Source organism: Stenotrophomonas sp. Sm6012, assembly GCF_030985895.1.
Lineage (GTDB): Bacteria > Pseudomonadota > Gammaproteobacteria > Xanthomonadales > Xanthomonadaceae > Stenotrophomonas > Stenotrophomonas forensis.
Genome location: NZ_JAPTFX010000112.1, coordinates 1 through 16,020 on the forward strand (window position 1 = coordinate 1; position 16,020 = coordinate 16,020).

Below are 16,020 nucleotides of genomic sequence, written 5' to 3' on the forward strand. Positions count from 1 at the left end.
GCCCCCCCCCCCCCCCCCCGCAACCCTTCATTCCAGATCCACGACCTCGAAGGCTTCACCGTGCTGCTTGTGCGCGCGCCACAGCGTGGCCAGATCCTGCCCGCTGACCGGATCGATGAAATCCGGCGCGATGTCGGCCAGCGGCTTCAGCACGAAGGCATGCTTCAGTTCCGGGCGCGGGATGCGCAGGTGGCCGGGGCCTTCCACCACCAGGTCGCCATAGAACACCACGTCGATGTCCAGGGTCCGGTCGGAGAAGCGCGGCCCGCTGCGATCACGGCCATGCGCGTCTTCCAGCGCATGCAGCCAGTCATCCAGCGCCTGCAGCGGCAGGTCGGTCTCGATCGCCACCGCGTTGTTGAGGAAGGCCGGGCCATCGAAGCCGACCGCGGCGGTACGGTAGGCGGGCGACACCTGCAGCGCGCCAAAGCGCTCGCGCAGGGCCGTCACCGCAGCGTGGAGGTAGCAGCGGGGCTGGACGTTGCTGCCCAGGCTCAGGAGCACGGTAGTCATGCGGTTCAGGTGACAGTGCTGGGGGGCGTGGACATGCCGTCGTCACGGCGGCCTGCCTACAATCCGGGACGCACATGATAGGGCACCGACATGACCTATTGCGTTGGAATCGAGGTCGACGAGGGCCTGGTCTTCGCCGCCGATACCCGGACCAATGCCTCGCTGGACGATGTGCGCGTGCACCGCAAGCTGCACGTGTTCGAGTATCCCGGCCAGGCGGCCTACGTGCTGATGGCGGCGGGCAACCTGGCCACTACCCAGCTGCTGGTGTCACGCCTGGGGCGCGACGCCGGCGATCGGCGCACGCCCAACCTGCGCGACATGGCCCATCTGTTCGAGGCCGCCGAGTACGTCGGCCAGCTGCTGGTCGACAGCCAGGTGCACAGCGCCCACAGCGAGCACGGCCATGACGGGGTCAACACCCAGGCCACGCTGATCTTCGGCGGCCAGATCGCTGGCGAGCGGCCGGGGCTCTACATGATCTACCCGCTGGGCAATGCCATTGCCGCCTCGCCGGAGACGCCCTACCTGCAGATCGGCGAATCCAAGTACGGCAAGCCGATCCTCGACCGCATCCTCAGCCCGGCCACGCGGCTGGAAGACGCGGCGCGCACGGCGATCGTCTCGCTCGATTCGACCATCCGTTCCAACCTGTCGGTGGGCCTGCCGATCGACCTGGCGCTGCTGCGCGATGGCGAGCTGCGCATCGGCCAGCAGCTGCGGCTGGGCGCGGACTCCGCGCTGTATGCCGACATCCACCAGAACTGGTCGCGGCGGCTGGAACAGGCGGTGGACAGCCTGCCGCGGTTCCCGTGGGAAACCACCGAACGGTAGTGCCGGGCCGCGGTAACCCAGCGCAGCCATTTCGCCCAGCAGCTGGCTGGCCGGCAGCAGCTTGGAACCGGCATCGGCGATCACCAGTGCCGGCATCGCCTCCTGCTGCATCCAGCGCAGCGCGGCAGGGCCATCGGACGCCAACTGCAGCTGGTAGCCCTGGCTGGACAGCGCATTGCCAAGCAGCGAAAGCCGCGTTGCCTCGCCATCGACCACCAGGATCGACTGTCCGCTGCCCAGCGCCACCAGCTGCTCGATCGGCTCGCTGCCGTCGCTGGCTTCATGCATCGGCAGGCGCAGTTCGAAACAGGTGCCCTGCCCCGGCTGGCTGCTGACATGGATGCTGCCGCCGGCGCCTTCGACGATGCGCTTGCAGGAAATCAGGCCCAGGCCGGTGCCATCGGCCTTGGTGGTGAAGAACGGGTTGAACAGGTGCGACAACGTGTCCGCATCCATGCCGATGCCTTCGTCGGCCACCCGGATGTGCATCCAGTCCACGCCATCGCGCTGGCCGGCATGGCTGGCAATGAGGCTCAGGCGGCCGCCATTGGGCATCGCCTGGATCGCGTTCAGCGCCAGGTTCAACATGACCTGCTGCAGCTCAGTGTAATTGGCGTCGACCACCAGGCCTTCGTCCTGCACCTGCAGTTCCAGCCGCACGGCGTCCGGCACGTTGCTGCGCAACAGCAGCGCCACCGCATCGAACAGGCCGTCGATCTCGATGCGTTCGCTTGGCTTGCGCGAGCCGCGCACGAACGACAGCATCGACTCGGCCATCTCATGGCCGCGCCGGCCGCACTCGGCGATCACATCGGCCAGGTGGTGCAGCTGCGGATCATCGGTCCGCGCCTTCAGCAGGTCCGGCATGATCAGCAGCGGCTGCAGGATGTTACGCAGGTCGTGGCTGAGGCCGGCGGCAAGCAGCGACAGGCTTTCCAGGCGCTGTGCACGCATCAGCTCGGTGTCCACGCGTGCGCGTTCGATCGCACTGCGCGCATCGCGGATCGAACGCGCCACCGCCGACGGCAAGCGCGCTGGCTGGTGCTTGATGATGTAGTCGTTGGCACCCTTCTGCAGCGCCGCTACCGCGTTCTCTTCACCCATGGTGCCGGAGACGAAGATGAAGGGCACTTCCGGCGAAGTCTCGCGCACGATGCGCAGTGCATCGTCACCGGAGAAGCCGGGCATGCTCAGGTCGGACAGCACGATGTCCGGCTGGAACGTGGCCAATGCCTGGCGCAGTTCAACCTCGCTCTCGACACGCTCGAAGCGGGCGTCCAGCCCCGCCTCGAGCATCTGTTCGGACATCAGCTCGGCATCTTCCGGTGAATCCTCCACCAGCAGGATGCGCAGCGCCCCCAGGGCGGGACCGGTCAGGGGCATGGGCTCACTCGAGTTCCGGTGCCTGGTTGATCAACGCCCAGAACTTGCCCAGCGTCTGCACGGCGCCGAAGAACTGGTCCACATCCACCGGCTTGACCACATAGGCGTTCACGCCCATGTCCCAGCTGCGGGCCAGGTCGCTTTCCTCGCGCGAGGACGACAGGATCACCACCGGCAGGCGCTTGAGTTCTTCGTGCTCACGGATCTGCCGCAGTACTTCCAGGCCATCCATGCGCGGCATCTTGATGTCCAGCAGCAGCACCGCCGGCAGGCCTTCCTCGCGGCTGGCGAAGGCGCCGCGGCGCAGCAGGTAGTCCATCACCTCCACGCCATCCTCGACGTGCACGATCGGGTTGGCCAGACGCGCCTCTTCCAGGGCGTCTATCGCCATCTCGGCGTCGGCCGGGCTGTCTTCGGCGAGAAGAATGGTGCGCAGAGTCGTCATGCAGAAGGACCTTGTTTGTCCGCGTCGATCGCGGGAGGCAGGTAGAAGTGGAAGGTGGCGCCGACGTCCGGTTCGGCCTCGGCCCAGATCCGGCCGCCATGGCGGGTCAGCACGCGGCGCACGCTGGCCAGGCCGATGCCGGTTCCGGGGTAGTCGCTGGCCTTGTGCAGGCGCTGGAATACGCCGAACAGCTTGCCGGCATAGGCCATGTCAAAGCCTGCACCATTGTCGCTGACCGTGAACTGATGGCCGCCATCGGGCTGCTGCTGGCAGTCCACGCGGATCCTTGCCGGCTCGCGGTTGCCTGAATACTTCACCGCGTTGCCGAGCAGGTTCAGCCAGACCTGGCGGATCATGTTCTCGTCGCCCACCACGATCGGCAGCGGTGCAATGCTCCACTCGACCTGGTGCGCGTGGCCGCTGTTTTCGGCCTCGGCCTGCAGGTTGGAATCGAGCATGGCGCGGGTATCGGCCACCAGCGACTGCATGTCCACCGCCTGCTGGCGCATCGCCACGCGGCCCAGCCGCGAGTAGACCAGCAGGTCGTCGATCAGCGCCGCCATGCGCCGTGCCGAGCTGGAGATCACCTCCAGGTAGTGGCGGCTCTTGTCATCGGCCTGCTCACCCAGATGGCGTGACAGCTTGTCCGAGAATCCGGCGACATGGCGCAGCGGCGCGCGCAGGTCGTGCGAGACCGAATAGCTGAAGGCCTCCAGTTCGCGGTTGACCTCGGACACCTGCGCGACCTTGCCTTCCAGCTGCCGGTTCAGCTCTTCCACGCGCAGCTGCACGGCACGCTGCACCGTTACGTCGCTGACGGTCATCAATACCACTTCGTCATCGGTATCCGGCAGCGGCATGCGCCGTGCGTTGAGCAGCATGTAGCGCACCATGCCGTCGGCGGCGCGCTGCTCGTGCTCGAAGTCCCACAGTTCGCGGCCACGCAGCAGCACGTCGGACAGACGCTGGCGCATCACGGGGTCCTGCCAGGCGCCGTCTCCGACGGTTTCCAGCAGCAGGCCGTCGGCACGTTCGTCCTCAAGCCCGTACAGCTCGGCAAACGCCGGATTGTGCAGCTGCACGCGCAGTTCACGATCAAGCAGAACAATGGGCTCGCGCACGGTCTGCAGCACCGATGCCGCACGCGCGGCCGAGCGCAGCGACTGCCGCTCGGCGTGCAGGCGACGGCCGATCTGGCGATGCAACAGCCACAGCACCAGGCCCAGCAGGGCCAGCTGCACCACCAGCGAGCTCCAGGACACAAACTCGGTCTGCCGGCGCTGGCGCGCCGCCTGTTCTGCACGCAGTGCCAGCAGCTTCTGTTCGCTGGCCTGCAATTCCTCGACCAGGCCGCGGATGGGGTAGCGCGTGCTCAGATCCTGCACCAGCCCGCGCTGATCGCTGTTGGGTTCGGACCTGGCCAGCTCGCGGGCCAGCGCCATGCGGCCCTCCAGCATCGATTCGATACGACCGATGCGGATGAGCTGGTCGGGATTGTCGCGGGTCATCCGGCCCAGCTCGGCCAGGCGCCCCGGAATCTCGTTGGCGCGCGCCATGCGCTCGCGCAGGCCGGGCGCATCCACGCCCTTGGACAGGGTCAATGCGGCCGATTCGACGTCACGCACGTCCGCCTGCAACTGCTGCAGGGCATTGCCTACGGCCTGGGTATGGTTGACCCAGGCCATCGCCTGTTCGCTGTCCTGCTGCAGTTTGCGCAGGGTCAACCACGGCACCACGATGATCGCGACGGCCGCCAGCGCCAAGGCCGGCAACCGCCAGCGGTCCCAGATGTCGTCACTGAAAACCAGCGCCATAGTTCCTCGTCAGCTCGGCCGCGGAGCACCTGCCGGGACCAGCCCGGCTGCGGCGGAACCAGCAATATAGCGCAGGCGGTCACAACTCTGGGATTCAGGGCGCGGCTGGCTGAACGGGTAGGGGGCGTCCCCTTCTTGGTGGAGCCGAGCAGGGCCCGGCTCCAAAGAAACCGCTGGGCGCCCCAGCTGGGGCGCCCACCGGGTTCAGCGCTTGGCAGCGGCGCTGACCTTGAGTGCTGCGGCATCGACGCGGGTCACGCCCTTGATGCCCTTGGCGGTGGTGACCGCCTTGTCCTTCTCGGCCTGGGTCGCCACGGCGCCGCTCAGGCTGACCACGCCGTTCACTGTTTCCACCTTGATTTCAGTGCCCGGAACGTTGCTGCTGGCCAACAGGTCGGCCTTCACCTTGGTGGTGATCCAGGTGTCGGTCACCGGCTCGTTGGAGTCATGGCGATCAGCGTGGGTCGCCGGATGGGTGCTGGTCGGCGGGCTCTTCGCGGCCGGGTCCTTGGCGAAGGCGGCCGAGGAGGACAGCGCCAGGCCCAGGGTCAGGGCAGAAGCAATCAGCGTGCGGGTGGTATTGCTCATCGTGTCGTACTCCTTCGGGATGTGCTGCCAGTCTGGACAAGCCGCCGTGGAGCAGGCGTGGCGTTGCAGTCATGCCGCTGTGAATCGGAGCGTTTCCATCGGCAACGGTTCAGTTTTGGACGGTGATCGCCGGTCGTTTACCCTGCCCTTTCCCTCTGCCGGAGCTGTGCGATGCGCCCCGACCTGCAACTGGCCCTGATCGGCTACGGCCTCGCCGGCCGGGTCTTCCATGCACCGCTGATCCAGCACACGCCCGGACTGGTGCTGCACAGCGTGGTCAGTTCGCAGCGCGATACGCTCCTGCGCACGTTCAGCGACGTGCACGTGCGGGCCACGCCACAGCAGGTCTTCGACGATCCGGCGGTGGATGCGGTGGTGATCGCCACGCCCAACGACCAGCACGCGCCGTTGGCGATCGCCGCGCTGGCGGCAGGCAAGCATGTGCTGGTCGACAAGCCGTTCGCGCTCGACGTCACCGAAGCCGAAGCGATACTCGCCGCGGCACGCGATGCCGGGCGCATCGCGACCGTGTTCCAGAACCGGCGTTTCGATGCCGACTTCCTCACCCTGCAGGCGCTGTTGGCAGAGGGTGCGCTTGGTGACGTGGCCGAGTGCCATGCGCATTTCGACCGCTACCGGCCGCGGGTACGCGAGCGCTGGCGCGAACAGGATGGCCCGGGAAGCGGCTTGTGGTACGACCTCGGCCCGCACCTGCTGGACCAGATGCTGGTGCTGTTCGGCTGGCCCGAAGCCATCGACGCCGATCTGGCGGTGCAGCGCGAGGGCGGCAGCGGCATCGATTACTTCCACGCGGTGCTGCACTACCCGCGGCATCGCGCGATCGTGCATGCCGGTTCGCTGGTGGCGGCGCCCACACCGCGCTTCAGTGTGCATGGCAGCACCGGCAGCTGGATCAAGCACGGGCTGGATGTGCAGGAAGCGCAGCTGCGCCGTGGTGTTGCACCGGGTGCGCCGGGCTGGGGCATCGATCCACGGCATGGCGAGCTGCTGCGCTGCGATGCCGAGGACAACGTGCAGCGCAGCACCGTCGACAACCTGCCCGGCGATTACCGGCGGCTGTATGCACAGTTCGCGGCGGCGATGCACGGTGATGGCGAAGCGACGGTCAGTGCGGCGCAGGCGCTGCAGCTGATGCGGTTGCTGCAGGCCGGGATGGACAGTGCGCGCGAAGGGCGGCGAATCGCGTTGGGGTGATCGGCAGGGCTGCGCCCTGCACCTGCGGTAGTGCCGGCCGCTGGCCGGCAACAGCAGCAGCAACAGCAAAAGCCGGCTATCCGTGGGATGCCGGGGTGGGTCCGGTTGCGGGGGACGCGGTGAATCCCCCTCCTGGGTCCGGCCCAGCCGCTGGCGGCTGTGCGTTCGGGCGCTTGCGAAGCAGTGCTTCGCAAGCAAAGCGCCCTCACCCATCTAGCCTCGGTCGCGCCATCCATGGCGCTCACGCCCCCGCAACCGGACCCACCCCGCCTTCGACATCTATCCGCGCCCGACGGTAGGTGTCGACCTGGGTCGACACGGATCCACGCCATGCGTGGATCGCGTGGTCATGCGTTTTCTCTGTTACGACTTCTTGATGGCATGGCCGCCGAACTCGTTGCGCATCGCCGACAGCAGGCGATCGGTGAACGAATTCGATTCGCGCGAACGCAGGCGTTCCAGCAGCGACAGCGTGATCACCGGCGCCGGCACGTCCAGTGCGATCGCCTCGGCCACGGTCCAGCGGCCTTCGCCGGAATCCTCGACGTACGGGGCGATGCCGTCCAACGACGGATTGCGCTTGAGCGCTTCGGTGCTCAGGTCCAGCAGCCACGAACGCACCACGCTGCCGTGGCGCCACACCTCGGCCACCTGGGCCAGGTCCAGTTCCATCTCCTGCTTGCGCTCCATCAGCGCGAAGCCTTCGGCGTAGGCCTGCATCATTCCGTACTCGATGCCGTTGTGGACCATCTTGGTGAAGTGGCCGGCGCCGGACGGACCCACGCGGGCCCAGCCGCGATCTTCGGCCGGGGCCAGCGTGCGCAGCAGCGGCGCGATCTGTTCCACCACCGACGCTTCGCCACCGACCATCAGGCTGTAGCCTTCCTGCAGGCCCCACACGCCACCGCTGGTGCCGCAGTCGACGTAGCCCAGATCGTCCTCGGCCAGCGCCTTGGCACGGCGGATCGAGTCCTGGTAGTTGGAATTGCCACCGTCGATGACGATGTCACCCTCCGCCAGATGCGGGGTCAGTTGGCCCAGGGTCTGGTCGACGGTCTCGCCGGCCGGCACCATCAGCCACACCACGCGCGGCACTGGCAGCGCAGCAACGGCAGCGGCCAGCGAATCAACCACCTCCAGGCCGGCCTCAGCCGCACGCTGGCGCGCGCCTTCGCCCGGGTCGTAGCCGACCACGCGGTGGCCGCCGCGATGCAGGCGCTGGGCCATGTTGGCACCCATGCGGCCGAGGCCGATCATTGCAATATCCATTGTTTCACCTTCAGTTGGGGTCTAGGGTCAGGCTGCCTGGCCTGCCGGTGGCCGCGCAGTGGCGCAGCTGCGCCTCGCGCCAACGCCGGTAGAGCGTGGTATGCAGATTGTGCACCGCCAGGTCGATCGAAAACGGCGTTCGTGGGTTGCGATCAAGCAGGCGGGCGACGTGGTAGCCGATGGGACGTATACCGCGCGGGTGCACATAGATCACGAACTGCTGGTAGAACGGATCGTCCAGCAGCTGGTCCATGCGTGCCAACGTGTCGTGGTAGCGCGGTTCCAGCCGTGCGCGCAGGTCCGGGTCGCGCTCGAACAGCAGGCGCTCGAAGTAGCGCTGGCCGACGCGCGGGATGTCCTGCGCGAGTTTCCATAGCTCTACATTGCGCTGGTCGTACCAGGCCAGCCCGCCGTGCAGGGCCAGCGCCTGCGCAGCGCCCTCACCCACCTCGACCACCACGAAGTTCTCGGCCTGGTTGCTCAGATCGTCCAGCGTGCCCTTGTCGTACACATGTTCGATGAAACCGGGCACGCCGACGAACGCCTGCCGCCCCAACATCGATGTGCGCTCCGCCTTGCCGTCGGCGAAGAAATCACCTGCGCTTGCACCCAGCAGAATGCTGTCGGTGTCATGCAGCGCCAGGAACGTACCAATCGACAGTTCTGCGGGTTTGAACTCGGTATCGAACGCAGCATCACCGTACAGCTCGCGTTGCGTTGCCAGCTGCGCGACCTGGCGGCCGACGCCACATTCGGCACGCACGCTGCCGCTGTAGAACGCCTGCAGTGCACGGCTGTTGCCGGCGCTGGGCGCGTAACCGCGGCCGAAACTGCGTGTACGCTGCCACCCTTGCGAGGGTGCGCCCCGCAGGCCGAAGCCGATCCAGCCCAGCTGCGGGCCGGAAAAACGGAACGTGGGATTGTCCTGCAATGCGGTCGCCGCACGCTGCGTGGCGGCGCCCAGTTCGAACGCATAGGCGCAGACCGTGGCCGGGTCGTCCAGCAGTTGCCGAAGCAACGCCTGGCGTGCTGCCGCAGGCATGCCCGCCGCCCAACGTACCTGCAGATCGCCCGCCGCCTGCGCCTCGGCCAACGTGGCGCGCGTGCACACGGCGCCGCCGTGCACCTGCGGCGTCGCCACCGCCGCTTCTTCGAAGCGCCAGCCCAGCCGCTGCAGCAGGCCCTGCGTGCAATCCACGGGCGTGGCCGCCGCTCCCAGCACGGGCACCAGCAGCAGGGCCATGCCGATCAACCTGCCGCGCACGCTCACCCCTGATCCGTGCTGACCGGTGCAGGTTCCGGAATCGCAGGTACGGGCGAAGCAGGCGGCGCGGGCGTGGCTGCGTCCGCAGGCAGGTACTGCTGCAGCCGCTGGAAGAAGCGACGATAGAACTCGGCATCGGTGACCGTACTGCTGGCCACTTTCACCAGCGAATCATCATTGCTGCCGAACGGCAGCGACACCGAGCCCAATGCACCCACGCCCACGCTGGCCGACGTCGGGCTCTTCTTCAGTGCGTAGCGGTCCTGCACCGCGCTGACGAACACCAGCGTCTGGCTGCCACGCGGCGCGCAGGAGATGCGCAGTACCAGCTGCTCGTGATCGTCGTCGCGGGGCTGGAAATTCTTGTTGCCCTCCACCTGTGCCTCGTCCGAGCGGGCAATGGCATAGCCCTGGCTGAGCAGGGTCCGCCGTGCCGCTTCGCAGGCGTCGCCCGGACGGCCATCGACGGTGCGCGAGAAGGTGTCGCCGGAATCAAAGGATTCACGCAGCAGGGTGCTGTCGGCGGCGCGGCCACCACAGGCCGACAGGATCAGGGCGCTGCTGAGGGCCACGGCAGCGCTGGGAAGACGGGAGGCCCGCATGGGTACTCCTGCGAGGACGGTACCGCCAAGGGTAGTCCCGCAGCCGTGTGCAGCAGGTCGAAAGTACGCCTGCCCGTCCCCTTTTAAAGCGGGATGGCGGATCAGTCCGCCCAGCGGCCGGCGCCGGTGGACTGCGGCAGCACTTGCGCCGACAGCGGGCGGTCGTTGGCCAGCAGATTCACCGCATCGGCCAGGATCGAGGCCGACTCGCGCAGCAGCGGGTCCGGACGCTTCTCCGCCGCCTTCTCGCGCGCGGCATCCTTGACGATGTCGCGCTCGTTGCCGGTCAGGCCGTCGTCGCTGCTGTCATCGGCCAGCGGGTCCAGGGCCAGGCCCAGTTCCTTGCGCTGCACCTGGCGTTCCTTGCGCTGGGCATCCTGGCGCTCGCGTTCGGCGCGGCGGGTTGCCTCGTTCAACGAGATGTACTTCTTCGCCGCTTCAGTGCGGAACTGCTGCACGTCCTCGTTCCACCACTGGAATTCCTTGTCGGTGGCGATGCGTGCATCGTGACGGGTTTCCAGCTTCGGCAGCAGCGGTGCGAAGTTGCCGTACTGGGTGTGCGGCACGGCGGCGATGCGGGTCCACGGCAATGCGTTGTCGTAGGTGCTTTCGCCGAACTCGGTGGCATCGACGCTGGCCGGGAAGGCCAGGTCCGGCACCACGCCCTTGTGCTGGGTGCTGCTGCCGCTGATGCGGAAGAACTGGGCGATGGTCAGCTTGACCTGGCCGAAGCGCTGGGTCTCGCCGCTCGGCCAACGATCGAGATCGACGATGTTCTGCACGGTGCCCTTGCCGAAGCTGGTCTCACCGATCACCAGGCCACGACCGTAGTCCTGGATGGCACCGGCGAAGATTTCCGAGGCCGACGCCGAACCGCGGTTGATCAGCACCGCCAGCGGGCCATCCCACGCCACGCCCTGGTTGCGGTCGCTGTTGACGGTGACGCGACCACCGGACTCACGCACCTGCACCACCGGGCCCTGCTCGATGAACAGGCCGGTCAGTTCGATGGCTTCATCCAGCGAACCACCGCCGTTGTTGCGCAGGTCCAGCACCACGCCATCCAGCTTGTCGTTCTTGAAACCGGCCAGCAGCTTGGCGACGTCGCGGGTGGCCGAGGCGTAGTCGGCGGCATTGCGGCGGCGGCCCTCGAAGTCCTGGTAGAAGGTTGGCAGCTTGATCACGCCGACCTTCCGTGCCGGTTCACCGTTGGCGGCCGGAATGGTCATGGTCTCACCCTTGGCGGCCTGTTCGGCAAGGCGCACCTTCTGCCGGGTCAGCACCAGGGTGTGGTGCTTGCCGTCGGCGCCTTCCGCGGCCGGAATGAATTCCAGCTTGACCTGGGTGTCCTTGGCACCGCGGATCTTGGCCACGACATCATCGATGCGCCAGCCGATCACGTCCTCGACCAGGCCGGACTTGCCCTGGCCGACGCCGACGATGCGGTCACCCGGCTTCAGCGTGCCGTCCACCGCGGCCGGACCACCGGCGATGATCTCGCGGATCACCACCACATCGTCCTGGCGCTGCAGCTGCGCACCGATGCCTTCCAGCGACAGCGACATCGCCTGATTGAAGTTTTCGGCGGTGCGCGGAGTGAAGTAATCAGTGTGCGGATCAACCGCGCTGGTGTACGAGTTCATGAAGAACTGGAAGACGTCTTCGCCCTTCAGTTCATTGACCGACTTCTCCAGCGTGGCATAGCGCTTGTCCAGCGTCTTGCGGATGTCGTCCGGCTTCTTGCCGGCCAGCTTCAGGCGCAGCCAATCGTTCTTGACCGACTTGCGCCACAGTTCATCCAGTTCGGCGCTGCTGGCCGCCCACGGCACCTTCTTGCGGTCGTATTCGAAACGCTCGTCGGTGGTGAAGTCCGGCTCCTGCTTGAGCAGCTTGCGCGCGTAGGCCACGCGCTCGCCCACGCGCTGCTTGTAGACGGCGAACACCTGGAACGCCGGCTCCAGCTCGCCGCCACGGATGGCCGAAGAGATATTGGCTTCGAACGGCGCGAAGCGCGCCACGTCAGCCTGGGTGAAGTACTGCTTGCCGCCGTCCAGCGTCTCCAGGTAGCGCTTGAACACGTCCTTGGAGGTGGCCTCGTCCAGCGCGCGCGGGCGGTAGGCGTAGCGGCTGTCGGACAACAGGCCGTACACCAGCTTGGAGGTGGTCACCTGATCGGCGGTGGCCGCCGCGGGCAATGCGGGCGAGTCGGCCTTGGCCGCCAGCGCCAGCGGCGCGACCAGCGCCAGGGCCATCAGGAATGCGGGGGCTTTGAATTTCATTGACGTGCTCGAAGGCGCCTTGCCAAGGGGGAGACTGTAGGGTGTTCAGACACCACGACAGTGCCGAAAGTTGCCGGGTTTGTCACTCGGCCGCGCTCGGTGGAAAACCAGCCTAGCGGGGCCGGTGTAGCAAATTGTGAATGCAGGCGAAGGCAGGGCGGGCCTTGTAGAGCCGAACCCATGCTCGGCTGTCCAGCCGGACGCAGCCGAGCATGGGCTCGGCTCTACAGCAGGCAAAAGCGTGCGAACCAAGGTTCGCACCCACCGAAGGCGGCGGGCCGCGCCCGCCTGGGTCGTCAGGAGACCCCTGCGCCCTTGGCCTGCACGTCGGCGTGGTACGACGAGCGCACCATCGGGCCGGAGGCCACGTGGCTGAAGCCCAGCTCGTAGCCGTAGTCTTCCAGCGCCTTGTAGTCCTCGGGGGTCCAGTACTTCAGCACCGGGTGGTGGTGCGCGGTCGGCTGCAGGTACTGGCCGATGGTGATCATGTCCACGTCATGCGCGCGCAGGTCGCGCATGGTGGCCTTGATCTGCTCGAACTCCTCGCCCAGGCCCAGCATGATGCCGCTCTTGGTCGGCACCTCCGGGTGCTGCGCCTTGAAGTTCTTCAGCAGGTTCAGCGACCACTGGTAATCGGCGCCCGGGCGCACGTTGCGGTACAGGTCCGGTACGGTTTCGATGTTGTGGTTGAACACATCCGGCGGGTTCTGCGCCAGGATCTCCAGCGCGCGCTCCATGCGCCCCTTGCCGCGGAAATCGGGGGTCAGCACTTCAATGCGGGTACCCGGCGACTTCGCGCGGATGGCGGTGATGCAGTCGACGAAATGCTGGGCACCGCCGTCGCGCAGGTCATCGCGATCGACGCTGGTCACCACCACGTACTTCAGGCCCATGTCGGCCACGGTCTGGCCCAGGCTGGCCGGCTCGTTGGCATCCGGCGGCTTGGGGCGGCCGTGCGCCACATCGCAGAACGAGCAGCGGCGGGTGCAGACCTCGCCAAGGATCATGAAGGTGGCGGTGCCGTGGCCGAAGCACTCATGGATGTTCGGGCAGCTGGCTTCCTCGCACACGGTCACCAGGCGGTTCTCGCGCAGCTTGGCCTTCAGGTTCTGCACGGCATTGCCCGAGGGAATGCGCACGCGGATCCAGGACGGCTTGCGCAGCACCGGCGCATCGGCGAACTGCACCGGCGAGCGGTTGATCTTGTCACCGCCCAGCTGCTTGACCCCGGCCTGCAACGGCGCGGCGGACGGAGAGTCGCCCTGCACGATCTGCAGGGGAATGGAACGGGCGGTGGTTTCAGTCATGGCAGTTCCGGGGGGCGGTCAGGCGGCCGCAGAAAGATCGGGCAGTTCGGGCGTGTGCTGCAGCAGCAGGCCGAACTGGCGGGCCAGGTGGTCCAGCAGCACCGGCTTGACGGCCTCCATCCCGGAGGGTCCGCCCAAGTCTACTACCGATGTCACCTGCAACCCCTGGTAGCCACAGGGGTTGATACGGTGGAAGGGTTCCAGGTCCATGGACACGTTGAAAGCCAGGCCGTGGAAGGTGCAGCCGCGGCGCACGCGGATGCCGAGCGCGGCGATCTTGGCGCCGCCGACGTAGACACCCGGGGCACCCTCGCGGCGTTCGGCACCGATGTTCCACTCGGCCAGGGTATCGATGAGGGCCTGCTCGATGCGGCAGACGTAGTCGCGCACACCAATGCCCAGCCGCGGCAGGCGCAGCAGCGGGTAGACCACGATCTGGCCGGGACCGTGATACGTCACCTGGCCGCCGCGGTCCACGTGCAGCACCGGGATCTCGCCCGGCGCCAGCACGTGCTCGTCCTTGCCGGCCTGGCCCAGGGTGAACACCGGATCATGCTCGACCACCCACAGCTCGTCGGCGTCGGCGTCGCTGCGCTGGTCGGTGAAGCGCTGCATGGCGCGCCACACCGGTTCATAGGCTTGGCGGCCGAGGTCACGCACCACTGCCGGACGCGGCGCGCGGTCTTCCGGGGCGGCTTCGGCCGGGCAGCTGTCGGCTACAGCGTCCACTTCACTTCCGGGTGGTCGCGCAGCGCCTGGTGCGCCAGGTCGTACTGCTCGCGGCTCTCGGCCTTGAACACGATGCGGACGGACACGTATTTGCCGTTGGACGAATGCTTCCAGCTGATGCGCTCGTTCACCACATCGATGCCGGCAGCCAGCAGCAGACGGGGAAGCTCATGCTCCAGGCCGCGGTTGGCCGGGCCCATGGCGCTGAGCTCGAACTGGCCGGGGAACTGGAAGCCGTGGTCGGGGTTGTCGGACTTGATTTCCATGCCCCCATTATCGGGCCGCAGGGCAACAAACCCAAGAGTATTCATCAAAGTCAAAGGCGGCACCGGCGAGCCGCTGCGTTGCAGCGGGGCCGCGCCCCTGGCAGGGCCGTCCACGAAGGCCGGCCCCGGCAGGCGGCGCGTGCCGGCGCAGGGCCGGCACGCAGGCGGCTTACTTGGCCGTTTCCATCAGGGTGGAATTGACCCAGCCCTTGTTGCCCATTTCGTCTTCCACTTCCCACATGGTGCCTTCCTTGACGCCGGTGGGGTACAGCAGCATGCCCGGCTCCAGCGAGCGCACCGGCGCACCGGTGCCCTTGGCATTGGCCAGCAGGCGACCGGCCTTGAGCATGGTCACTGCCTGGCCGGAGTTGGCCGCCGAGGCATTGGCCGGCAGGCCGCCCAGCTCGGCCACCATGTTGGTGTACGCCTGCAGGTAGGCCAGGGTGATCACCTGGCCGATTTCGGTGTTGGCATAGCCACCCACGCCCATCGCGCCGATGCCGCCGCCGCCGAACAGGCCGCCACCGGCGCCCCAGCCCAGGTCGGTCTTCTTCGAGTTGCCCTCGACGATGGCCACCTGCTCGGAGGAGCGCACGTCAGTGAGGGTGAGGGTCACGTCCGCGGTCTTGCTGCGGAAGTTCAGGCCGCTGACCACCGCACCGGCCTTGCCGCCGATCAGCCCGCCCAGCAGGCCACCGATGGCGTTGCCGCCGGCATTGCTGTTCTGCGAGATCAGGTCCGGCACCAGCACGTAGTCGGCGGCACGGATCTGGCCCTTGCCGATGTTGGAGCGGCCGCGCAGCTGGCCTTCGCTGGCCAGCGCACGCTCGGCCTGGGCAGCGGCCATGCCGACGCCTCGGTCCACCAGGGTGAAGCACTTGGACTTGTTGACGAAGACCTTGATCAGCTTCGAAGGCGCCGGCAGCTGCTGGCCGGTCCACCAGTTCACCACGTCTTCCGGCTCGATCACCGAGATGGAACCCAGCGGCTTGGTGCAGACCGGAATCTCGGCCTGGCCCTTCTTGCTCTGCTCCTGGGCAGAGGTGCGGCTGTTGGCGAAGCTGTCGCGCAGACCGGCCGACGCCGGGGCACTGACGCCCAACAGGCCGGCACCCAGCAGCGCGCAGGCCAGCACGGGGGCGAGCGAATTCGATTTGTTCATATGAGTCATCCAGCACTTCGCCGACGGCGAAGCACAATCCATGGGTTGAGAAAGGGTCTGGGACCTGAATCCTTTGGTGGCGCCTCCCCAGGCGCCGGCGCAGAGGATAGGGCATGCAGGGACCCAACCACAACCGCAGCTGACTGGAAAGTGCGGATAACGACAGATTTGGCCAACCCGGGCGATGGCGCCCGCCGGCGGGCCTGTCCCGACTCCACGTATCACATTGTGTCGGTTGGACAATGTTGTTTTCGGAACAGACAAGTGAGCGCCATGTGGTCGTTTTGCTGACCACCTGGGGGTACCGTGTCGCGGCTGAAATCGACAAAAGAACCCGCGCCCCGATGAGC

14 protein-coding genes and 1 pseudogene are annotated in these 16,020 nt (G+C 67.1%); 2 read left to right on the forward strand and 13 right to left on the reverse strand.

Features of this window, described 5'->3' with window-relative positions; translation table 11 throughout:
• Positions 1–27 precede the first annotated feature (27 nt).
• Complete coding sequence (gene folK / locus O0J73_RS16585; protein WP_006470301.1) at positions 28–513, reverse strand: 2-amino-4-hydroxy-6-hydroxymethyldihydropteridine diphosphokinase; 486 nt, start codon at positions 511–513, stop codon at positions 28–30.
• A gap of 90 nt (positions 514–603) precedes the next feature.
• Between folK and O0J73_RS16590 the strand changes: the two genes are divergently transcribed.
• On the forward strand, positions 604–1,347 hold the full coding sequence (locus O0J73_RS16590; RefSeq protein ID WP_308309175.1) for a 20S proteasome subunit A/B: 744 nt from the start codon (positions 604–606) through the stop codon (positions 1,345–1,347).
• Here the strand turns inward: O0J73_RS16590 and O0J73_RS16595 are convergent.
• The 4 genes and pseudogenes from O0J73_RS16595 to O0J73_RS16610 all read right to left on the reverse strand — a co-directional run.
• A pseudogene (locus O0J73_RS16595) lies at positions 1,345–2,730 on the reverse strand (ATP-binding protein); the annotation flags it as partial. The gene O0J73_RS16590 and the pseudogene O0J73_RS16595 sit on opposite strands and share 3 nt — an antisense overlap.
• Before the next feature lie 4 nt (positions 2,731–2,734).
• Positions 2,735–3,175: a response regulator gene (locus O0J73_RS16600; RefSeq protein WP_087923644.1), complete on the reverse strand. Its 441-nt coding sequence runs from the start codon at positions 3,173–3,175 to the stop codon at positions 2,735–2,737.
• Positions 3,172–4,989: an ATP-binding protein gene (locus tag O0J73_RS16605; protein WP_197564985.1), complete on the reverse strand. Its 1,818-nt coding sequence runs from the start codon at positions 4,987–4,989 to the stop codon at positions 3,172–3,174. The genes O0J73_RS16600 and O0J73_RS16605 overlap by 4 nt, the downstream gene beginning before the upstream one ends.
• Before the next feature lie 204 nt (positions 4,990–5,193).
• Complete coding sequence (locus tag O0J73_RS16610; protein WP_006470382.1) at positions 5,194–5,577, reverse strand: BON domain-containing protein; 384 nt, start codon at positions 5,575–5,577, stop codon at positions 5,194–5,196.
• A gap of 171 nt (positions 5,578–5,748) precedes the next feature.
• On the opposite strand from O0J73_RS16610, the gene O0J73_RS16615 reads away from it, so the two are divergent.
• On the forward strand, positions 5,749–6,792 hold the full coding sequence (locus O0J73_RS16615) for an oxidoreductase (protein ID WP_308309171.1): 1,044 nt from the start codon (positions 5,749–5,751) through the stop codon (positions 6,790–6,792).
• 363 nt (positions 6,793–7,155) lie between these two features.
• Here O0J73_RS16615 and gnd read toward each other — a convergent pair whose 3' ends face one another.
• The 8 genes from gnd to O0J73_RS16655 all read right to left on the reverse strand — a co-directional run bounded on the left by gnd (position 7,156) and on the right by O0J73_RS16655 (position 15,670).
• Positions 7,156–8,061 carry a phosphogluconate dehydrogenase (NAD(+)-dependent, decarboxylating) gene (gnd, locus tag O0J73_RS16620; protein ID WP_006470430.1) on the reverse strand — a complete coding sequence of 302 codons (906 nt, stop codon included), beginning with the start codon at positions 8,059–8,061 and terminating at the stop codon, positions 7,156–7,158.
• A gap of 10 nt (positions 8,062–8,071) precedes the next feature.
• Positions 8,072–9,304, reverse strand: a complete 1,233-nt coding sequence (locus tag O0J73_RS16625; protein WP_308309172.1) for a hypothetical protein — start codon at positions 9,302–9,304, stop codon at positions 8,072–8,074.
• A gap of 23 nt (positions 9,305–9,327) precedes the next feature.
• Positions 9,328–9,927, reverse strand: a complete 600-nt coding sequence (locus O0J73_RS16630; RefSeq protein WP_308309173.1) for a DUF2242 domain-containing protein — start codon at positions 9,925–9,927, stop codon at positions 9,328–9,330.
• Between the two features lie 101 nt (positions 9,928–10,028).
• A complete protein-coding gene (locus O0J73_RS16635; protein WP_008267560.1) occupies positions 10,029–12,206 on the reverse strand; it encodes a carboxy terminal-processing peptidase in 2,178 nt (725 codons plus the stop codon).
• Positions 12,207–12,502: 296 nt separating this feature from the next.
• Complete coding sequence (gene lipA / locus O0J73_RS16640) at positions 12,503–13,513, reverse strand: lipoyl synthase (RefSeq protein ID WP_006470562.1); 1,011 nt, start codon at positions 13,511–13,513, stop codon at positions 12,503–12,505.
• 18 nt (positions 13,514–13,531) lie between these two features.
• Positions 13,532–14,242, reverse strand: coding sequence for a lipoyl(octanoyl) transferase LipB (gene lipB, locus O0J73_RS16645; RefSeq protein ID WP_006470564.1), 711 nt, complete (start codon positions 14,240–14,242; stop codon positions 13,532–13,534).
• Positions 14,230–14,508, reverse strand: coding sequence for a YbeD family protein (locus O0J73_RS16650; protein WP_005411067.1), 279 nt, complete (start codon positions 14,506–14,508; stop codon positions 14,230–14,232). Before O0J73_RS16650 ends, lipB begins: the two co-directional genes overlap by 13 nt.
• A gap of 169 nt (positions 14,509–14,677) precedes the next feature.
• On the reverse strand, positions 14,678–15,670 hold the full coding sequence (locus O0J73_RS16655) for a CsgG/HfaB family protein (RefSeq protein WP_008267582.1): 993 nt from the start codon (positions 15,668–15,670) through the stop codon (positions 14,678–14,680).
• Between the last annotated feature and the right edge of the window lie 350 nt (positions 15,671–16,020).